Source organism: Pusillimonas sp., assembly GCF_035515275.1.
Lineage (GTDB): Bacteria > Pseudomonadota > Gammaproteobacteria > Burkholderiales > Burkholderiaceae_B > Pusillimonas.
This window is the reverse complement of sequence record NZ_DATJBQ010000086.1, coordinates 1-19562: the sequence shown is the minus strand read 5'-3', so window position 1 is coordinate 19562 and position 19562 is coordinate 1. Positions and strand designations below refer to the sequence as shown.

Below are 19562 nucleotides of genomic sequence, written 5' to 3'. Positions count from 1 at the left end.
CGAAGGACCGGACCGCTTGCTCCGCTCGACAAATACCCCTCCCGTCCGCAGCGGCGTGTCAAGAACTCAAAAACACCCTGGCAGAACCACGAACCACGAACCACGAACCACGAACCACGAACCACGAAACACGAACCACGAAACACGAAACACGAAACACGAAACACGAAATACGAAACACGAAATACGAAATACGAAATACGAAGCAAGAAGCAAGAGGCAAGAAGCATCAAGCAAGCATGTGCATCACTTCTTCAGCACAGAGTCCAGCAGCAAATCGCTGATATACGCCGCCCACCCATCGATCGTCTCAGCCTCCATAAGATCCACATTCAAAAACGCCGAGAACGTATACCGGTTTGAAACATAAAAATAACCCAGCGCCGTCGTTGCCATATACAGCTTCCGGCAATTCACCCCGTCGTGGAACAGACCTTTTTCCACCCCCCGTTGCACCACCTCTTCCAAAATTGCAATGGTCGGCAACGCATACTGGTCGGCCGTGCGCGATTTTCCGATGTGTTTGCCCTTTTGCAGGTTCTCGGTACCCAACAGCACGATCACCTCGGGGTTGGCCAGGTAATAACGAAACGGAAACTCGATGATCTTGCGCAACGCGCCTACCGGATCATCCATATCAAGCTCAAGGTTTTTTTCCGCCTCGAAGATGTCTTTGTAAGCGCCTTCCAGCACCTCGACGAACAGTTTCTCTTTGCTGCCGAAGTAATAGTAAATAAGACTGTCGTACGACTTTGCCGCCTTGGAGATTTTGTCGACCCGCGCCCCGTCGTAGCCGTCTTTTGAAAATATCTTCTTGGCTGCCCGCAAGATGTTTTCGCGAGTGGTCTTTGCCGAACGCGGACGCGATTTGCGCTTTACGGGCGTGTCGGCGGCGGTATCGTGTTGGTTCGAATTGCCCGGGGTGTCGTCGTTGGGGGTGGTCATGTCTCGGTCAGGTGGTGGCTGGCTTTATGTTGTAGGCGAAGTTTCGCAGATCTTATTGTAGGGGGCGGGCCATTTGGTAATACGAAGCGAAAAAGAAATTGCCACGCCGGACACCATTCAGTATATTATAAGTTAATTGAGTGAGTACTACATAAAGAATTGCCCGCGTATCCCGACTGTCTGGTTCTCTTCACGGCTTGAAGTGCGCAGGCTCTACACTGGAGACAAACATGGCTGAGTATGTATTGAACACCTGGTATCCCATTGCCTGGTCCCGAGACATTTCATACGAACTGGCAAAGCGCCGCATCGTGGGCAAAGATGTTGTCTTGTACCGGGCCAGCAGCGGCCGGGTGGCTGCCCACCTTGACGTGTGCCCGCACCGCATGGCGCCGCTTTCAATGGGCCGGCTCAAGGGCGATTCAATCGAATGCGGCTACCACGGCATGACCTTTGATTGTTCGGGTGCCTGCATACGCATACCGGGCCAACGCATCGTTGGCAGCCCCGCCGTTGAAACCTACCCCACCCATGAAAACATGGGCCTGGTATGGATCTGGATGGGCGACCCGGCCAAGGCCGATACTTCGCTGGTGTACGACCTGCCTCAGTATCACGACCCGGACTGGAGCTGGGCCGAGGGCGACGCACTTGAAATAGGCTGCCATTATCTGAACCTGTGCGACAACCTGTGCGATCCCGCTCATGTCAGCTTTGTTCATCTTAGTACGCTGGGTACCCCGGCGGGCGAAGACATACCCGTACAGATGAAGCAAACGCCTCAGGGCCTGGTCACCTGGCGCTGGATCAATGACTCACCCGCCATACCTTTGTTTCAGAAGTTCGGTAATTTCACCACCAATGTCGATCGTTGGCACTACTACCACTACACCGCGCCCAGTATTGCCGTTATCGACTTTGGCAGCGCGCCCACCGGCCAGGGCGCGCCCGAGGGCAACCGCAACAACTGCATCCAGATCTATGCATGCCACTTCATGACCCCGGTCGACGAAAACACCACCATTGATCACTGGCTGCATGTCAAGAACTTCAAGGCCGACGAAGAAACCAACAAGAAGCTGTCTGCCGAGTTCCGTCTGGCCTTCAACGAAGACAAGGTCATACTCGAGGCTATTCACCAGAACGAGCAACGCGCGGCCAACCCCACCCCGGTTCGCCTTGCCATCGACGCCTCGCCCATACGCATGCGCAAGATGGTCGATGACTGGATAAAGACTGAACGAAGCCACGCGGCAGCGCCGGCCGTTCAGCCCGAACCCACACACGCCTGAGGTCTGTGCAGGCTCGCCAACCGGCAAATTCCAGGGGCGGGCCGCGATATCGCGTTCACCGATATTCCCTCGCCAGTGGCGCGGGAATATCGACGCTACCACTTATCCCGACGGAGACAAAATAAATGAAAGATGATTTTCCATTCTTGCTGGGGTGTAACGGGCGGGGCGCGCAGGTGTCGTCCGTCGACCGGCCCGTGTCGCTTGAAGAGCACTCGATTGATGAACAGTTCAGGCTGGTGAAAGAGGCGGGGGTCTTCGATTATTTCGACCGCCTGCCGCTGCGCAGCAATCAGGGCGAATACGAGAAGGCCATGCAGAAGTACGACCTGCCGGTCCATACCTGCAGCTGGTTCTATATGCTGGGGCGGGACGAAGCCTTGCTGCATGACAACCTGAGCATCTGCCAGGATGTGGGCGCAACCTGCCACAACATCATGACCTTTACGCATCATGCCGATGGGCATGTGCTGACCGACGACGAGATCGTGGCGCATTATCTCGATGCCTATGACGTCGGTATGAAGTTGGGCGTCGAGCCCTCGTTCGAGCTGCATGTGAACATGTGGACGGAATCGTTTGCCCGTGTAACGCCCATAGCCAAAAGCATTCTGTCGCGCGGCATACCGTTCAACTACACCATGGACTACAGCCACGTTATTTTCAAAATCGGCGACGCGCAAGAGCTCGATGTTTCTGAATGCCGGCCGGCGGTGGAAAGCGGTAGCATGGTTCTGGACCCATTTGAAGACCAGTCGCTATGCCAGGAATGGCTGGATCTGGGCATTGTCAAATGGACACAGCTGCGCACGGTAGGGCCCAGCCAGCCCAAGAACTTATGGTTTACCAATGAAGACGGCACCTACGGGCGGGGCATTCAGTACCCCATCGTGAAGCCCGGGCCGGGCCAGTGGCATTCGCCCTGGCATGCCTACATGCTTGAGCCTTCAAAGGAAGCCATACGTCGCGCCCTGCGTCACCATATTACCCATCCAGATAGCCCGTTGCGCTATATCACCACCGAGATGATCAACCTGCCCGACTATGCCCTGAATGCGAAATACAATTTGTTCGAGCAGAATGTGGAGGCGGCACGGTTCATTCGCCAGGCTTGGCAGGAAGTAAAGGCCCAGTATCAGGCAGGCTTGTTGACGCAGGTTCCAGAGCCGTCGTTAAGTACTGCCTGAGTTCTCGGCTCAGGCAGCGTTGCGGGTCGATGGCGCCAACCATTGGGCAAGGCTGCGCACCACGTCTTCGCGGCGGGTGCTTGCTTCTTCGAAGCCGGGCAATAAACTTGACCATTCAGGCCGGCTTCGGGCTTCAGTAAGCTGATCGGGCAGCGTGCCCGATCGCAGTGTTTCCTGAACGCTGCCTGTTAAGGTGCCCGGCTCGGGCGCCGAATTTTTTGCACGCGTAGAAATGGCGCTGACGTGGCGCGGTGTGCCCGCCGGTTGTGTGTGCGGTGGCAGCTCTGCATCAATAACAATGGGCGCCCGGGCGGCGTGACCTCGGCGCTGCAGGGCTCGAATCAATGCTATTTGGCGCAACGCCAACAGGCGCAGCACCGCATCGTCGACCGTTATTTCACGGAAACCCTGTACGCGCCCCATAACCCTTTTGCCCAGGCGGTCGGCGCCTTGCCACAGACCTCCTGCCAGCGCGCCCACCAGCGCGGCTGCGCCCAGGCTCAGACCGCCGGTGAAAAGGTCTACGGTGACGCCGGCCATGGCACCCGCCGCCACCCCTTTGCCCACATGAACGCCCATGTCTTTGAGTGCTTGAGGATGGAACAGGTCCATGTCCCAGCGCTCGCCCTGCAGCGGCAGGTGGTGATGAGAAAAGTCTTCTTTGCGAAAGTTGTAGCACTTCAGCAGTTCTTGTACGCAGGTGGTTTCGCGCCGCCGAACCAGGTCACGCAACTTCTCGCCGGTGCTTTCCACCGAGGCCGGGTCGGGCTTGCAGGCCAGCCGAAGCGCAGCAACATCGACCAACAGTTCGGCCGCCATGCGCAAGCCGTCGTTCAGGCGTGTTGTCTGTTGCTGGGCAATGTCGTGCTTTAGCGCTTGCAAGAGCTCGGAACGGCTGTCGAGCATCAGCGCCAGCTTGTCGTACAGCTTTGCTTCGCCGTCGAGCGGCGGAGCCACCGAGTCGAATTCCACCGCAGCGTGCAGGCCAAGACGCGCCAGGGCGTTTCGCCACTCATCGGCCCGCTGACGCGGGCTGTGGGTGAAATTAAGCACCGGCAGCAAAGGGCGACCGCATAATCCCAGCACGGCGAGCTCGTCGCGATGCTTGCCCAGTATCGGGTCGCGTACGTCAATCACGTACAGCCCGGCATCGCAATCGAGCAGCTTGCGCAACACCCTGGCTTCTTGTTCAAAGCGGCGTGTGCTTTCCGGAGACTCCAGAAAAGCATGAATGCGCTCGGGTCCGTCTCGTCGTTGGGCCGTTGGGCTTAGCTGCTCAAGGTAATCGAGCAAACCGATGCCGTCTTCCATGCCGGGGGTATCGTAAAGTTCTATGGCCCCGTTGCCGGCAGTGCGCAGGCGGGCGCCCTCGACATGTCGCGTGGTGCCGGGGCTGTCTTGTACCTGACCAAAGCCTGGGTCGCGCGTAAGCGTGCGCAATAGCGAGGTCTTGCCCGTGTTGGTATGGCCGACCACGGCCAGCCGCAATATGGAATCAGGGTCTGAAGAGGGCGTGCGCGTCATGGCTGAACTCCATCAACCCAGGCCAGGGCGTCGGCGAGTGCGACATGTATCTGCTGGGCCGAGACGCCTGCAGCCTGAAGCCGGGAGCGCCAGGTGTCGATGCGTGACTCGCCGCCGCCGGCGTGGTTCGTTGCCGGTGCCGGGGTGAAGGTGACACGGATCTCGTCGGCGTAAGAGGCCAGCTCCGCAATATAGGCCAGCGTGCCCCGATCGGGCGTCTGGTAGCTGTCGCACACCACAAGCAGGCGCGGAACCGGTGCCGCATGCAGCTGATCGAGCAGCGCGTGGCGCTGATCGCGGGTGTCTACGACACCGGCATTTTGTATGCCGGCCGACAGGCTGGCCGGCGGCCAGGGGGTGTCGGTGGCCAGTTCGAGCCCGACAATAATGGGCCCGCCTGCTAGGCCGCTGCTCATCGGTGCCGGAACAATCTGCGCGGGTGAATCGAGGCCGGCCGCGGCGTCGGGGGCAATGCCCTCGCTGGGTGGCATCAGCCGCGGGCGCAGGCTTGCATAGCCCGGCTGCGAGGTGTCCAGTGTGGCTGCTTGCCGGATGCCCCGGCGCGCCAAAGCGCCGCTAAATAAGAACACGGCCAGACGAGGAATAACCCCATACACCACAACGCAGCCGATCAACCAGTTGGACCACAGTGCGTGGGCGTCGGGCGGCAAAATATGCAGGCCGTCGCTGATGCGTATGGTTGCCTCGTCGGGCATGGTAAAGCCCAGCTTTGCCGGCAGCCAGCCCAAGGCCTGAGTGACCCCTACGAAGGCATCGGGCGAGAGCAGCGTGGTTTCCCAGTTGAACGTATAGCGCCGCGCCGAGAGTACGCCCAGCAAAGTAAGCAGCAAGCTGGTTAGCGCGGTAAGCCATGCCAAGTGGCTTACCGCGCTTAGCGACCAGCGCAGGGCGCCGCTACGGCCGAGCAAGCCGGCAAGTGCCCGGGGCGCCAGCGCAGCATCGGGCCCTCGTGCCAATCTTTGTGTGACATCAAGCCAGACCCGACCCAACCAGGCACCATTGTCGCCCGACCTGACCCCCAGCCCGGCGAACCACAAGAGCAGGGTCAGCAGGTTCAGGCCCAGGGTGGCGGCCAGCACCATCAGCAGATTGACCGGGCGGGCGCCGTCACCCATGGCGCCCAGGGCCGTGCCAAAGCCGGTCAGCACGGCCAGAACAAGCAGCGCCGCCAATGACCAGCGGGCAATAACCCACCAATGCCGAAGCGTTTGATCCAGTTTTTCGCGTTCGCCCAATAGCTGCGCGCGTCGTGAGATCCGCTGGGAAAAACTGCCCCCTTCGGCGCGTGCGCGGCGTACTTCATTGCTGTCGTGCAATGGCCCTGCGTGAGCTTCACGCAGCCGGATTGATTCGGCCAGCCAGGCTTGCTGGAACTTACCCCCTGCACGCATTCAGCTTTCGGCCTGTTCGGCAACGGCCTTGGGGCCCAGCCAGCTATTGAGTTTGTCGTGGGCCTGTATTTTGACCTGAGGTGTAATGTAATAGGCAACCGTGGCCAAGGCGGCCGCCATGACGCTAAGGTCGTCGGTATAGCCGATAAGCGGTGCCAGGTCGGGAATGGCGTCGAGGGGCAGAATAAAGTAACCCAGCGCGCCATAGATGACACGTTTGGCCCAGGCCGGTGTTGCCGGGTTCTGGGCGGCATAGTACAGACACAGTGCCTTTTCGAGCGTGCCGCGTCCCGCGGCCGCGGCATGCTTGGCCAGCTTCTTCCAGAACCCGTGTGTGGTGTAGTGGTGCTCGTATTGCGATTGAGTCATGGTGCCTCCGTGCGCGCCAGGATTCACCCTTGTATTGTATAGACAGCGGCATGCATGTGCCGCGCGCGCAAAAAAAAGCGTACCCGCGAAGGCACGCCCTTGTGTCCCAGACCGTTCGAGTTCAGGATTTTTTGGCGATGAGCCCGTAAATGAACAGGACAATAACCGCCCCAATGATCGACGCGATCCAGCCCGCGCCTTCGCCTGCCTGGTACCAGCCCAGGGCCGCACCGAGGTAACCCGCCACAAGCGCCCCGACAATACCCAGGACGATGGTCCAGATGATGCCCAACTTTTGATCTCCGGGCATGACGGCCCGCGCAATGAGACCCACGATGAACCCGACGATGATCATGCTGATGATGCCCATGGTGATGACTCCTTTGCGTGGTTAGAGAAAACACTGGTTGCTTTTGATAGCAGTGATCAGGTGCAATGTTTTGTGTATTGACGCCGTTAATGATAAGAGCGGGCTGAATGGCCGTCCAGAATTTGGAAAAGCCATTGGTATCAAAACGTAGCGATCTCGGCCCGTTCTGTGTGTCAGTCGATTTGAATAAAGCGCGCCCGTCCTGCCTGCAGTCCAAAATAAGCTGAGCCGAACACCAGCAGCGCGAACAGCGCGGCCACGGCGTTCCATTCCCCAGTAAGTTCGTGCAGCAGCCCCATAAGCAAGGGGGCGATGCCCGCAATGGTGTACCCGACCCCTTGGGCCATGCCCGACAGTGCAGTGGCCACCAAGGCGTTGGGTGCGCGCAATACCAGCAAAGCCAGGGCAATACTGAAGGTGCCGCCCATGCCCAGCCCCATTACAACCGACGAAACCCATACCCAGGAAAGCGGCGCGTAGAAGATCATCGACAGGCCGACGAAAGTCAGCGACAGCATGGACATGAGGGTGAGTCGCTGATCTTTGCCTCGCGTGGAGAGCCAGGGTGCGGCCGGCGACGAGATAAGCTGCACTGCCAGCGCGACCGACAAGACGAACCCTGCCGTCAGAGAGGGCAAGCCCCGGTCGATCAAAATGACCGGCAACCAGCCAAACACGCAATAGGCAATGGCCGATTGCAGACCCATCATCAAGGTTATTTGCCAGGCCAGTTTGTTGCCACGCAATTTTGGCAGCGGCATGCGCTTGTAGGTGGTGGCGGCCTGCTTCCTGGGAATATGGCGCATCCAGATGGGCACGATGGCCAATACCGGAACCAGCCAGAACGCCAGTGACCAGCGCCAGCCGCCCAGCAGGTTCTCGAGCGGCACGGCCGCCGCGGCCGAGATCGCCGCGCCCACGCAAAGCGCTGTGGAATATAGTCCCATCATTGAGCCGGCTTGCGTGGGGAACCGTTGCTTGATGATGCTGGGCAACAACACCATGACGACGCTGATACTGGCTCCGCCGATCAGGGTACCTATGAACAGGCCGGGGGTGCCAAACAGGCTGCGTACGCTAATTCCCACCACCAGCACCCCCAACGACCACAGGATCAAACGCTCGGGCGAGGCAAAGCGCAGCAGGCGCGGCACGAAGGGCGCAAAGGCACCAAAGCACAGAACGGGCAGGGTGATCAACATGCCGATGGCTGCACCCGAGAGCTGCAGGCTCTCGCGAATGGAGTCCAGAACGGGCCCCAGCCCGGTAAGCATAGGGCGCAGATTGATTGAAACGAGGATCAGGGCCGCAATCAGGGCCATGCGCGAGCGATCGCTGCCCGCTCTCGAGCTACGGTTTTGCTCGGGGCCGGGGGTCGATGCATGATTTGGTCGCATTTGCTGGAGTGATAATGGAGTGGGCACTATATGCGCTGTGGGTGTTCAGTGTGCCACAATATCGTTCTTTCATGAAATGCGGGTGCGGCGTCAGTCGTGCCCGTGTTTCGCACGCCCGTCGCTGTAGTTGGATCTTTATGCTTAACCCTACACATGAGACCAAGCCCGTCAATGCGGCAATGTTGTCTTATTTGATAGTACTCGCCGGTATTACGACCGCGCTGCACATCTGGAAGCTTCCTCCCGCCTTGCCGTCGCTACAGGCAGAGCTGGGGCTTTCCCTGGTCGAGTCGGGTTTTTTGCTGTCGCTGGTTCAGCTTGGCGGGATGACGCTTGGTCTGGCCACCGGGTTGTTCGCCGAGAAAATCGGCCTGCGCCGTTGCTTGCTGCTGGGGCTATTGCTGTTGGCGCTGGCCTCGGCCGCGGGGGCGATGTTCGTTGACAAGGATCTCATGATGATCTTGCGCGCAATCGAGGGCTGCGGTTTTCTCATGGTGGTCATGCCGGGGCCGGCCTTGATCCGCCGTATCGCTCCGCCTGGCCAATTGACGCGCTTATTGGGCGCCTGGGGCACCTATATACCGATCGGGGCGGTCATTGTGTTGTTGGGCGGCTCCTGGCTGCTCAGCATGTTCAACTGGCGTGTGTTGTGGTGGGTGCTGGCCGTCGTTACCGTGGCGGTAACGGCCATGGCGTGGCGCATGCTTCCGGCCGACCCACCGCGCCCGCAACATGATCAACGGCTTTCGGCCTGGCGCATGACCGTCATTACGCTCAGGTCAGAAAATATCTGGTTGGTGGCGCTTTGTTTTGCCTTTTATGCCGGCCAATGGATTTCGGTCATCGGCTTTTTGCCGACCATTTATTTATTGGGCGGCATTACGGGTCCGACGGCCGGGCTGTTGACAGCCCTGGTGGCCGGAAGCAACGCCGTAGGTTGCTTCGGTGCGGGCGGTTTGCTGCATCGGGGCTTTTCAGTCCGCTCGTTGATGCTCACCGGTTATGTGACCATGATCATCACCACATTTATTGCGTTCGGCACCGGCGCGCCCGTGTGGCTTCAGTTCTTGATGGTGCTTGTGTTTTCTATCGTCGGCGGGCTGATCCCGACTTCGCTGTTCTTCCTGGTGATCAAGTTGGCACCGTCTTCCGAGACCACATCCACCTCGATCGGCTGGATGCAACAGGTGTCGGCGGCGGGCCAGTTTGCTGGGCCTCCGATCGTGGCCTGGGTTGCCACGCTGGCCGGAGGCTGGACATCGACATGGATTGTCACCGGCTTGTTTGCGCTGATCGGAATTGCCATGACCTTGCGTCTGGCCCGCAAGATCGACCGAATCAAGCAAGCGCAACCCTGATGCCTGAGCCTCGGGGTTGCAGCCCCCATCGGGGCCAATTTGGCATCACGCCAGTTGCTCTTTGCTCAGCCCGTTGACGCCGTCCAGAAAGACCCGCACGATCATGGCTGCCAGCTCGGAGGCCTTGATCGAGCCCGAGGGCTTGTACCAGACATGTATCCAGTTGGTCATGCCAAAGTAGAGCATGGCCATGGCGGTGAGCTTTTTACGGCTTACCTCAAGGTCGGGCCGCAAGGCCTGAGCGATAAGAACCATGCGGTTGATGATACGGTGCTGTATTTGCGAGATCGAGCTTTTGGCCGTTGCATTCAGGTGGCGCGGCATGGTCAGCAACACCGTTACCTCGTCGGGCACTCGCAGGTACTCATTGACCAGTGTGGTGGTCATGGCCTGAAGCTGTTGTTCGGGGGTGTCGGCTGCTTCTACCGCGGCATCGACCTTCCAGGCCAGGTCTTCGATCTTCCATTTGATCAGGCCATACAAAATGGCGTGCTTGGAGCGATGGTAATGATAGAGCGACGACTTGCCTATGCCGCATTGTTCGGCAATGTCGTCAAGCAGGGTTTCGTTGTAGCCCTTCTTGGCAAACATTACCGCTGCCGCCCGCAAAATTTCAAGCTTTTTGTCTTCGTAGTCAAGGGCCTTGGGGCGTGCCATGTCAGCCGCCTTTGGCCGCGGCGCGCTCGGCCTTGATGCGGCGCGACGTTTCTTTTCGGTCGGCCTCGCTTCGTTCGATGCTGGGGCGTTCGGCAAGCTGCTGCAGGTAAGGGCCGAGTTGGGGGGCATGCTGCTGGAAAAATGTTTTATGGCCGGCAATGGCCAGGGCCCACTGTATGGTGCTTAGGTGCACCCACGCGGCAATGTCCGCGTGCGTGAATCGGCCGCTGCATAGCCAGGGATCCAGGCTGGTTCGGCGCAAAACTATCGTCAGGCCCTTTTTCAAGTCTTCCAGTGTTTTGTCCAACAGCCCGGCAGGCATTTCTTTACCCCAGAATACCGATTGGTAAATGGGCCGCATCGGGGTGTCGAGGTACTGCTCTATATATTGAATGAGTTCGCGGCACTGGGCCCGTTGCAGCACCTCGCCCGGAAACAGCGACGGCGCCATGGGTTCGCGAATATCTTCAAGGTATTCGATGATGGCTTGCGACTCGTACACATATTGATCGCCGTGCCGCAAGTAGGGGATCTTGCCACTGGGACTGCCCGACTCGGGCCAATGCCCGGCACCGGGCATGACCGGAATCTCTTCAAACGGGTGACCAAGCTCGATCAGAGCGATCTTGACCTTGTTGTAATAGGTGCTTATGGGCGAACCATACAGGTAAAGGGAAACTGGCATATCGGTTTCTTTATGCAGAGCGTTGGGTTTCAAAAACCAGGCAGTCGAGGTCTTGCGGACCGGCACAATATAAGCGTTGCATGGCTGGTTCCCTGAGCTTGAGCACACCGCGCTGGTTGATGTGGCCCTTGTCGGTGATTTCGCCGGTATCGACATCGGGCGGACTGTCGAGCAATATGGCGCGTGCGATACGCGTGCTGCTGCCGGGAAAGCGTGCGTTGTATTGTTGCACGCCTTGCTCGATCAGTGTCTTCAGGGGGGCGTGGCGACAAATGTCTGCGTTGGACATTTCAGCGCATTCGGCAAATTGCTTGCGAACGCGGTTGAAATCGATGAACAGCATTGCGCCCAGCTCATGCTGGTTGGGGGCCGCCAGTACCACGTCGGCGATGCACGGCCTGAGATATTCAAGCAGCTCGCCGCGCACATTGGCAACCGACACCCAGGTGCCGCTGGAAAGCTTGAAGTTCTCGGCCAGCCGACCTGCGTAGACCAGCCCATGCTCGGGGCGGTCGGCGTCAGCCCAGGTTACGGCGTCGCCGGTTTTAAGGAACCCTTCTTCGTCGAAGGCTTCCTGGTTGGCCTTTGGGTCAAGATGATAACCAGGGGTAATGTTGGCCCCTCGGAAACGGACTTCGAAGCGGTCGCCTTCGGGCACCAGCTTGGCTTCCACGCCCGGTGCCGGAAGGCCCAGTGTGCCAAGGGTGTGCGGCGGCCACCAGATAAGGGTGGCGGGCATGGTGGTTTCGGTCGAGCCCAGCGAAGCAGAAACCGGGATACGCTGCCCGGTTGCCTGGGCGCTGAAGTGCTCGAGCTTGTGCAGGGTGTCTGAAGACAGTGCGGCCCCGCCATAGACGATCACTTCCAGGTTGGGGAAGATGTCGTCGGCAATGCTGGGGTCGGCCTCGATGGCGGCCACCAGTACGTCAAGGCCGCGTGGCACGTTGGTCATGACGTTGGGCTTGATCTCGCGCAAGTGGGCGACGGTTCGGCCAATCAGTTGCGGCACAGGTTTGCCGTCGTCAATGTATAACGCGCCGCCGTGCCGTAGTGCCATGCTGAAGGCGCCGTGAGCGCCGGCCGTGTGATTCCAGGGCAGCCAGTCGAGCAGGGTCAGGGGTTGGTCGGCCAAAAAGGGCCAGACCTGGTCCCACAGCACGCCCGATGTAATGATGTTGCGCTGGGTCATGATGACCGCCTTGGGGTTGCCGGTCGAGCCCGAGGTAAGCAGCAGGCGGGCGGTGTCATCGAGGCCAATGCGCTCGTATCGGGCTTCCAGCTGCGCGGTAGGCGTGGTCTGGAAACCGGTGGCAAGCGTGGTGTCGATCAGGCCTTCGGCGGGTTGGTCGGCGACCAGCAAGGCGTCTCCGAGTGATTTGGCCAGCCGCAGGGCGTTGCCGTAGCTGACCGGGTCCGAGGCATACACCAGGGTGGGCTGAAAGCGGCTGACCAAGTCGCCCACCTTGCTGCAGGTGCGAGACATCAGGCTGTATGCGGTAGACACCGGCATGACCGGAATGCCGATCTGCATTGCGGCCAGCTGCAGCAGACCATGGTGGATACTGTTTTCGCTTAGCACCATAATTGGGCGGTTGTGGGGCAGCCCCAGGTCGAGCAGCCATTGCGACAGCGCGTCAACGCGGCTGCGCGCCTGCGCATAGGTAATGCGAACCCAGCCGCCGTCTTCGGCAGGCTCGGCCAGAAAAACCTGGTCGGGGCGCTGCGCCGCATGGCGCCGCAAATAATCGCCCAACTGGCGCACCGGCAGCGCGGCCAGCGGCAGGCGGTTGGACACGACCTGGGTGCCATCGGGTCGATGTTGTATGTTGATGTCGACGGGCGCAAAGCGCACAGGACGAAAAGGCGCGCTGGAGCGTTTCGCTGCCTGGGCAACAGGCGCTTGCGGGGTGGTGATCATGACGCGAACTCGGTTTTGGTAAGAGGGTTCAACTCACAGGCTCGGGGCAAAGCCCAGCAAGACCTTGGTGCCGCGCGGAGCTGACGAAAAACGGCTCCACACCGGCGCAAAATCATCGCCGGCAAGCGTTTCGTGCGGCGAAGGGGTTAGCACGCCCGCGCTCATCAGTTGCAGCATGGCAGCCAGTTGCTCGGTGAAGCTTGCGGTTTCCTGGATAAGCAGGCCTCCGCAATACACGCCCAGAATGCTGCAGCCCTTAAGCAATAGCAGGTTGGTTGGAATCTTGGGTATGTCGCCGGCCGCAAAGCCCACGACCAGCAGACGACCGCGCCACGCCAGATTGCGTACGGCGGCCTCGGTGAAGTGGTCGCCGACCGGGTCGACCACCACATCGGCACCGCGTCGGCCAAGCAATTCGCGCAGGCCCTGCTTCAGGCTCTCGGCTGAAACCATCCGCGTGTGGTCGTTTCCTTCTTGGGCGAGTCGAAATTCATTGTCGCCTTGTCTGGCTACGGTATAAACCGTGGCGCCCGCATGGCGCGCAATCTGGACACAGGCCTTGCCCACCGCACCGTTTGCTCCTAGTACCAGGACGTGCTCGCCGGCTTTCAGGGCGGCTCGGTCAAGCAAGGCGTGATACGCCGTAAGGTGCGAGTTGATCGACGCTACGGCGTCGGCCAGATCCACGTTTTCCGGAACCGTAACCAGGCGATGCGCGGGTGCGGCAAGCTGCGTGGACCATGCCCCCACCACACCGCTGGAAATGACCCTGTCACCGGGTCTGAAGCCGCTTGCTTCGGCGCCAACCGCGCGCACCACGCCTGCGGCATCCAGCCCGGGCACGAATGGAAGAGTGGGCTTTTCTTGATAGCGCCCCTGCACCAGCAGGTGATCGGTAAAGTTGAATGCGGCGCAATGCACGTCGATCAGGACTTCATCGGGCTTGAGCGGTGCGTGGCGATCGAGAGGCTGCGGCTGGATGTCGGGCGGGTTGCCGTATTGGCGGCAGACCAGCGCATAAGCCCCCGCATTTGATAAAGATGGTGAGTTCATTGACTGCTGCAAGGTGGCGCCATGGCCCAAGGGGGGCCATGGCTTGCGTAGAGAAAACGCGTGAGATCGACCGTTACTTGATCAACTGCCAGGCGCCGTCTTTGACGGTAAGCAGTTCGACACCGCGCTCGTCAAAGCCGCTGTGGTCTTCGGGAGTCATGTTGTAGATGCCCTGTGTGCCGGGTAGATCCTTGACCTGCTCAAGCGCATCGCGCAGCGCTACGCGGAAGGCTTCGGTGCCCGGCTTTGCCGCTTTCAGCGCTTGGGGAATGGCCTGCTGCAGCAGCAGGCCGGCGTCGTACATATTGCCGCCGAAAGTGGCCGGCACGGTGCCGTGCATGGCTTTGTAGGCGTTGATGTACTCGAGCGCAACCTTTTTGGCGGGATTGCTGTCGGGAGCCTGGTCGGGAACCAGCATGACGCTGCCGGCGACAATGGCACCTTCTACCTTGGCGCCGCCCAGTTTCAGGAACTCGTTAAGCGCCGCGCCATGAGTCTGGTAAAACGTGCCGGGGTAGTTCATGTCTTTGAGGGTGGCATGGGGCAGCACGGCGGGGCCGCCGGGTGCGGCGATAAGTACGGCGTCGGGCTTGGCGCTAAGTACACGCAAGGCCTGGCCGGTTACCGAGGTGTCGGGCCGCTTGAAGCGTTCGTTGGCAACGATTTCGATGCCTTTGCCTTCGAGCTCTTTTTTAATGACCCCGTACCAGGTTTCGCCGAAGGTGTCGCCGGTACCGACAAAGCCCAGTGTTTTTACACCGTTCTTGACCATGTGGTCGACCAGCTTGGAAGCGACCAGACCGTCGTTCTGGGTGGTTTTGAACACCCACTTACGCTTGTCGTCCATGGGCAGCACGATGGCGATGGTGCCCACCGGAGCCAGCAGCGGGATCTTGGCTTCGGATACGAAGTCGAGCGCAGCCATGGCGTTGGGCGAGCTTGAGGGCCCGATGATGGCGTCGACCTTGTCTTCGGAGATGAGCTTTCTGACCAAGGTCACGGTATTGGACGGGTCGCTGGCGTCGTCGTACGAAATGTACTGCACCTTTTCGCCGCCGATCTCTTTTGGCAGCAAGGGAACGGTGTTGTTTTGCGGAATGCCGATAAGGGCGACCGGGCCGGTGTTGGACGAAATGACGCCCACCTTGATCTGGGCGTTGACCGCTGCCGAGGTGGCCGCCAGAGCCAGGCCGGCGGCCAGGGTCGAGAATAATTTGCGGTAATTCATTGATGTCTCCGATTTTTTTGTTGAATTAATGAACTGCGATCAAGATTGAGTTGCTTGTGTCCTGGTGTCGGCTTCGCATGCCATGGCGGTGGTGTACCCGCCCCGCCAGTAGACCAGCGGGCGGCCGTCACGGTGTTCAAACTGCTTGACCACACCCAGGACAATATCATGGTCGCCCGCCGTGATCATAGAGTGTGTGTCGCACTCGAACGTGGCCAGTGTGTCGCTGATAATGGGCAGACCTGATGGTGAAGAATAATACGACACCCCGGCAAATCGGTGCTCGATCGGACCCGTCATTTGTTGCGCTACGTCAAGTTGCGGCTTGGCCAGGATATTGACGATGAAACGGCCGGCCCGCGTAATGGTCTGGTGGGCGTTCGAGCCGCGAATCACATTCCAGCTGATCATGGGCGGCGTCATCGAGACGCTGGCGAACGAGTTGATCGTAAGCCCATAGGGCCGGCCCAGGTCATCAAGTGTGGTGATCACGGCGATGCCGGTCGCAAAACGTCCGAATGCGTGGCGCAGCTCGGGCTTGGTTTGCCGGGCGGGCGTCTGAACGGGTGTAGGTGCGGCGGTTGGTACTTGTAGCATCATCATCTCTCGCCGGGGCGAGCCTCGTTTTTGGCCAGGTGAGCAGGCGCCGGGGGTCAGTCGCGTTCGCCTTCGTTGTACAGCAGGCCGTGGCCCAGTCGGTCAATGCAGATTTCCGAGGTCCAGGGCAACATCAGGGCACCGCAACGGCTGTCGCGATACATGCGTTCGAGCGGGAAGGTCTTGAGCATGGCCTGGCCGCCGCACACACGCACGGCTGCCGAGGCGATTTCGGCGCAGTACTCCATGATCGTGTATTGGCACGCCAGGGCGCGCATGCGCTCGCCCCGCGACGGGTTGGCCTTGAACTCAGAGGTGACACGGTGAAACAGCGCCCAGGCCTGCTGCAGTTTGATATACATTTGGGCGATGCCCACTTGCTTGGTCGGATACATGCGACGCTTTACATTCACGCCGTCGACCTCGCCCCGCAGGTAGGCCACCGAGAAATCATAGGCTGCCTGAGCCAGGCCTATGTAGCAAGGGGTCAGTGTCATGAACATGTGCGGGTAGGTAGCCGCTGCCTTTATGTATACGCCCTGAGGCATCATTTCGGCCGAGTCGGGCACGAACACATCTTTGAAAAGCAACGAGCGCGACACCGTGCCCCGCATGCCCAAGGGATCCCAGTCGCCCACGATCGACACGCCCGGGGCGTCAGCCGGCACGGCAATGAACATGGTGTTGGCGTAGGTGGGGTCGGGTACGTCTTCGGTGCACAGCACGCCGTAGTAGTCGGCCGAGCCAGATAACGAAGCAAAAATCTTCTTGCCGTTGATCAGCCAGCCACCGTCCTTGCGTTGGGCGCTGGTGCCGAAAGGGTGCTTGCCGGCCGCGGCACCGCTGCCTTCAGAGAAAGGTTGCGAATAAATCTTGCCCTTCAGCATATTGCCGTAATGCAAGGCGCGATTGTGTTCGTGACTGGCGCGCTGCTCGTCGGTCATTGGCATGGCGTCGACCATGTCGGCTGTCCAGAGCGAGTTTGCGTTGTGCATATTGAACGTGTTGGCGGTAGAGGCACAGTAATAGGCAATGCGCGATGCCACCAGCATATACGTTCGGTAGTCGGCCCCCAGCCCGCCCAGGCGCTCGGGCACGCACAGGCCCAGGAAACCCATTTCGTGCAGGTCGTTGTAGTTGTCTGTGGGAAAGCTGGCTTCGCGGTCGTGCTTGAATGCGCGCTCGGCCCAGGCAATGCCGTACTGGTCTACTTTGGCGATCAGGGCGCGTTGCTTGTCGGTCAGTGCCGCACCGTCAAACAGGGTGCTGTCGTCGGCTGACCGGGCAAATTGCTGCAGATAGCTGCTGTTCATGAAGGGTTCTTTCTGGATGTTCATGTCGGAATAACCTGCTGTTGCGCTGCCAGGAATGTGTCGACAGCATGGTTGAATGTGTGTGGCGACTCTATGTTCGCCATGTGGCAAAGCCCCGGCAGTTCAACAAAACGGGCCTTTGCGTTGTCTTGTGCCAGCCGCTTCATGCCTTTTGGCGGCGCCTGGGTGTCGAGTTCACCGGCCAACAAAAGTTGGGGCACGGCAATGTCTTGAAATTGGGCGCGACGATCGAACGTGACAAGCAGGCGCATGGCGTCCAGGTAGCGTTGCTTGTCGATGCCGCCTGCCGAAAGTTCTGCCAGGGCGCGCATCGTGGGTGTTACTGCAGGGCCCATGAAGCCGCGCAGCATGGTGGGGGCCGCATCGCTGAAGTGCTTGTAGGCATCCATGGCATCGGTGCGCTGGCGTAGAAACTCGGCGGTCCAGGCGGCGTCGGTGCTGCCGAAGGCGGCGCTGGTGGCGGAAAGCACCAGGCTTTGAACGCGCTGCGGGTGGCGATGATAAAACTCTTGGGCGACCATGCCGCCTATCGAGTGACCCAGAATGTGGGCTTTTTCAATGCGCAAGGCATCGAGCATAGTGCGCAAGGCGTCGGCCAGACCAGGCCAGCTCAACGAAGCGAGTGCGGGTGATTGGGCGTAGCCGGGCATGGTCCAGGCCACGGTTTGGCGTGTGCTGCCGAAGTGCTCGAGCTGCGGCAGCCAGATGCTTGCCGTCGAACCCATGCCGTGCAGCAGCACCAAGGGCGTGTCGCCTTGTCCGCTTGCCAGCCAGGTTGGTGGCAGGTTCATTCAAACACCTCGCAGAGCGTGCCGTTATCGACAATGGTCAGGCCGTCGAGCGCGACCGTGCAGTGACGCATCGGCAGGTCGAAATGCCCTTGCGTGTGGCGTCCGGCCATTTCGTTGGCGCCGGTTGAATAAAGAAAATTGCCCGCAAAAGCCCGAAGTTCGGTGCCGTTAATATCGTTTTTGTCGAACATTTGCAGTGCGTCCCAGCGGGCTTTGGGGTTCATGCCCCAGCCTACGTGGCTGACAGCATAGGCTTCCTTCTCGTTCCATGCCTGAAGGTAGCTGCGCATCAATTCGGCATCAAGGTTATTGCCTTCAATGCGGGTGATGTAGTCGTTTTCAATGTGAAGCGTAACGGCGCTTTCAAGGTAGCGTTTGAATGTCAGGTTCACGTCGCCCACATTCATGACCAGCGTGCCGTTGACCGAGCCCGATTTGGGAAACGCCAGGCAGATGCCGCCGGGCCAGTGCTGCACCAGGCCGGGTCGGTCTGCACCGCCCCACACGCCACCCACGCGCGCCCCTTCCAGTTGAATGTCTAGTCGTGTACCTGCTTCCGAGGCGACTGTCATTACCTTGGCGCCGGCCAACATGCGTACCCCGTTCTTGACAGCGCGGGTCAGGTCAAGGTCGGTGGTCAGGCGCTCGATGATCTCCGGGTGTTCGTTGCTGATCATGATCAGCCGAGCGCCCGATTGCAGAATTTCGGGCAGTTCGGGGGCGTGAAGCAAGCCTTCCACCGTCAGGTCGACCACCAGGCCTGGGCCCGAAAGCGCACGCATCACGGGCTGCATATGTCGAATAACGTGCGAGGCGCCCGTAGAGCGAACCGGTACGGGTGTGTCGACAGCCAGCGACGGCACGGTGATTTGTACGGGAATGGCGCCCAGACGAGCCAGGGCCAGTTCGGCCAGCTGCAGATTGATGCTACGGCTTTCGGTTTCGGCCAGTATGCGCACCACCTCGTTGGGCTCGACCTTGCAGCGTCGGAATATGGTTTCGAACGCTTTGATCCATTTTTCCTGCACTTTCATGTGTACTCCGTGAGCCGGCTGCGGCCACCAGACAATTACTAGACTCGTTAGTCGAATAATATGTGTCAAAAGCTTTTAGCGTCAAGAGTATGAGGCGGCAAATCCATATGTTTAAGGGAAAATACTAGGTTTCGACCTGTTCAGACTGGCCGCTCCGGGAACCATCAGATTCTTAGTTAAGCGATTGCTGGGTCGATGAACTAAGCGTGTTCATTGGGTTTCTCCGGGTTCCGCTCGGCATGATGGTTTCCAATATATGAAATACCCCTATTTTTGGCGCTTTATCGCCCGAAAGCTTGCTTTTGTCTCGGGTATCTTGTGTTCTTGCACGATAAAAACGCCAAGAAAGCATTGGGGAAGGGTATGAGAATTCGAATACGAAGCATCACCGCCTGCTTGCTGGCGGGTACG

At 59.6% G+C, this 19562-nt stretch carries 18 protein-coding genes and 1 pseudogene; 3 read left to right on the top strand and 16 right to left on the bottom strand.

What is annotated here, in order from left to right; genetic code table 11:
• Positions 1–230, bottom strand: a pseudogene (locus tag VL003_RS06470) (hypothetical protein); the annotation flags it as partial.
• Between the two features lie 16 nt (positions 231–246).
• The gene (locus VL003_RS06465) at positions 247–945 is read right to left on the bottom strand and encodes a TetR/AcrR family transcriptional regulator (RefSeq protein ID WP_325440760.1); all 699 of its coding nucleotides are present in this window, start codon (positions 943–945) and stop codon (positions 247–249) included.
• Positions 946–1175: 230 nt separating this feature from the next.
• Between VL003_RS06465 and VL003_RS06460 the strand changes: the two genes are divergently transcribed.
• The gene (locus tag VL003_RS06460) at positions 1176–2237 is read left to right on the top strand and encodes an aromatic ring-hydroxylating dioxygenase subunit alpha (RefSeq protein WP_325440759.1); all 1062 of its coding nucleotides are present in this window, start codon (positions 1176–1178) and stop codon (positions 2235–2237) included.
• 125 nt (positions 2238–2362) lie between these two features.
• Entirely contained in the window at positions 2363–3424 is a 1062-nt protein-coding gene (locus tag VL003_RS06455) for a xylose isomerase (RefSeq protein ID WP_325440757.1), read from the top strand.
• 9 nt (positions 3425–3433) lie between these two features.
• Here the strand turns inward: VL003_RS06455 and VL003_RS06450 are convergent, their stop codons facing one another.
• From VL003_RS06450 to VL003_RS06430, 5 genes are all read right to left on the bottom strand, one after another.
• On the bottom strand, positions 3434–4948 hold the full coding sequence (locus tag VL003_RS06450; protein ID WP_325440755.1) for a DUF3482 domain-containing protein: 1515 nt from the start codon (positions 4946–4948) through the stop codon (positions 3434–3436).
• Positions 4945–6360, bottom strand: a complete 1416-nt coding sequence (locus VL003_RS06445) for a DUF2868 domain-containing protein (protein WP_325440753.1) — start codon at positions 6358–6360, stop codon at positions 4945–4947. The genes VL003_RS06450 and VL003_RS06445 overlap by 4 nt, the downstream gene beginning before the upstream one ends.
• Positions 6361–6729, bottom strand: a complete 369-nt coding sequence (locus VL003_RS06440) for a YkvA family protein (protein WP_325440751.1) — start codon at positions 6727–6729, stop codon at positions 6361–6363.
• Between the two features lie 121 nt (positions 6730–6850).
• Positions 6851–7099 carry a GlsB/YeaQ/YmgE family stress response membrane protein gene (locus VL003_RS06435; RefSeq protein WP_325440749.1) on the bottom strand — a complete coding sequence of 83 codons (249 nt, stop codon included), beginning with the start codon at positions 7097–7099 and terminating at the stop codon, positions 6851–6853.
• Positions 7100–7272: 173 nt separating this feature from the next.
• Positions 7273–8421, bottom strand: coding sequence for a CynX/NimT family MFS transporter (locus VL003_RS06430; protein WP_325440747.1), 1149 nt, complete (start codon positions 8419–8421; stop codon positions 7273–7275).
• Between the two features lie 212 nt (positions 8422–8633).
• Between VL003_RS06430 and VL003_RS06425 the strand changes: the two genes are divergently transcribed.
• Entirely contained in the window at positions 8634–9854 is a 1221-nt protein-coding gene (locus tag VL003_RS06425) for an MFS transporter (RefSeq protein WP_325440745.1), read from the top strand.
• 45 nt (positions 9855–9899) lie between these two features.
• Here the strand turns inward: VL003_RS06425 and VL003_RS06420 are convergent, their stop codons facing one another.
• From VL003_RS06420 to VL003_RS06380, 9 genes are all read right to left on the bottom strand, one after another.
• The gene (locus tag VL003_RS06420) at positions 9900–10511 is read right to left on the bottom strand and encodes a TetR/AcrR family transcriptional regulator (RefSeq protein ID WP_325440743.1); all 612 of its coding nucleotides are present in this window, start codon (positions 10509–10511) and stop codon (positions 9900–9902) included.
• A 1-nt stretch (position 10512) separates the two neighbouring features.
• Positions 10513–11196: a glutathione S-transferase family protein gene (locus VL003_RS06415; RefSeq protein WP_325440741.1), complete on the bottom strand. Its 684-nt coding sequence runs from the start codon at positions 11194–11196 to the stop codon at positions 10513–10515.
• Between the two features lie 10 nt (positions 11197–11206).
• A complete protein-coding gene (locus VL003_RS06410) occupies positions 11207–13114 on the bottom strand; it encodes an AMP-binding protein (protein WP_325440739.1) in 1908 nt (635 codons plus the stop codon).
• Between the two features lie 33 nt (positions 13115–13147).
• Positions 13148–14167 (bottom strand): NADPH:quinone oxidoreductase family protein, encoded by a 1020-nt coding sequence (locus VL003_RS06405; protein WP_325440737.1) that lies wholly within the window; start codon positions 14165–14167, stop codon positions 13148–13150.
• A 73-nt stretch (positions 14168–14240) separates the two neighbouring features.
• Positions 14241–15395: an ABC transporter substrate-binding protein gene (locus VL003_RS06400; RefSeq protein WP_325440735.1), complete on the bottom strand. Its 1155-nt coding sequence runs from the start codon at positions 15393–15395 to the stop codon at positions 14241–14243.
• Between the two features lie 39 nt (positions 15396–15434).
• Complete coding sequence (locus tag VL003_RS06395; protein WP_325440733.1) at positions 15435–15992, bottom strand: flavin reductase family protein; 558 nt, start codon at positions 15990–15992, stop codon at positions 15435–15437.
• Between the two features lie 56 nt (positions 15993–16048).
• On the bottom strand, positions 16049–17329 hold the full coding sequence (locus VL003_RS06390; protein WP_325440731.1) for an acyl-CoA dehydrogenase family protein: 1281 nt from the start codon (positions 17327–17329) through the stop codon (positions 16049–16051).
• Entirely contained in the window at positions 17326–18117 is a 792-nt protein-coding gene (locus VL003_RS06385; protein WP_325440729.1) for an alpha/beta fold hydrolase, read from the bottom strand. Before VL003_RS06385 ends, VL003_RS06390 begins: the two co-directional genes overlap by 4 nt.
• Positions 18114–19151 (bottom strand): 2,5-dihydroxypyridine 5,6-dioxygenase NicX family protein, encoded by a 1038-nt coding sequence (locus VL003_RS06380; RefSeq protein ID WP_325440727.1) that lies wholly within the window; start codon positions 19149–19151, stop codon positions 18114–18116. Before VL003_RS06380 ends, VL003_RS06385 begins: the two co-directional genes overlap by 4 nt.
• Positions 19152–19562 lie beyond the last annotated feature (411 nt).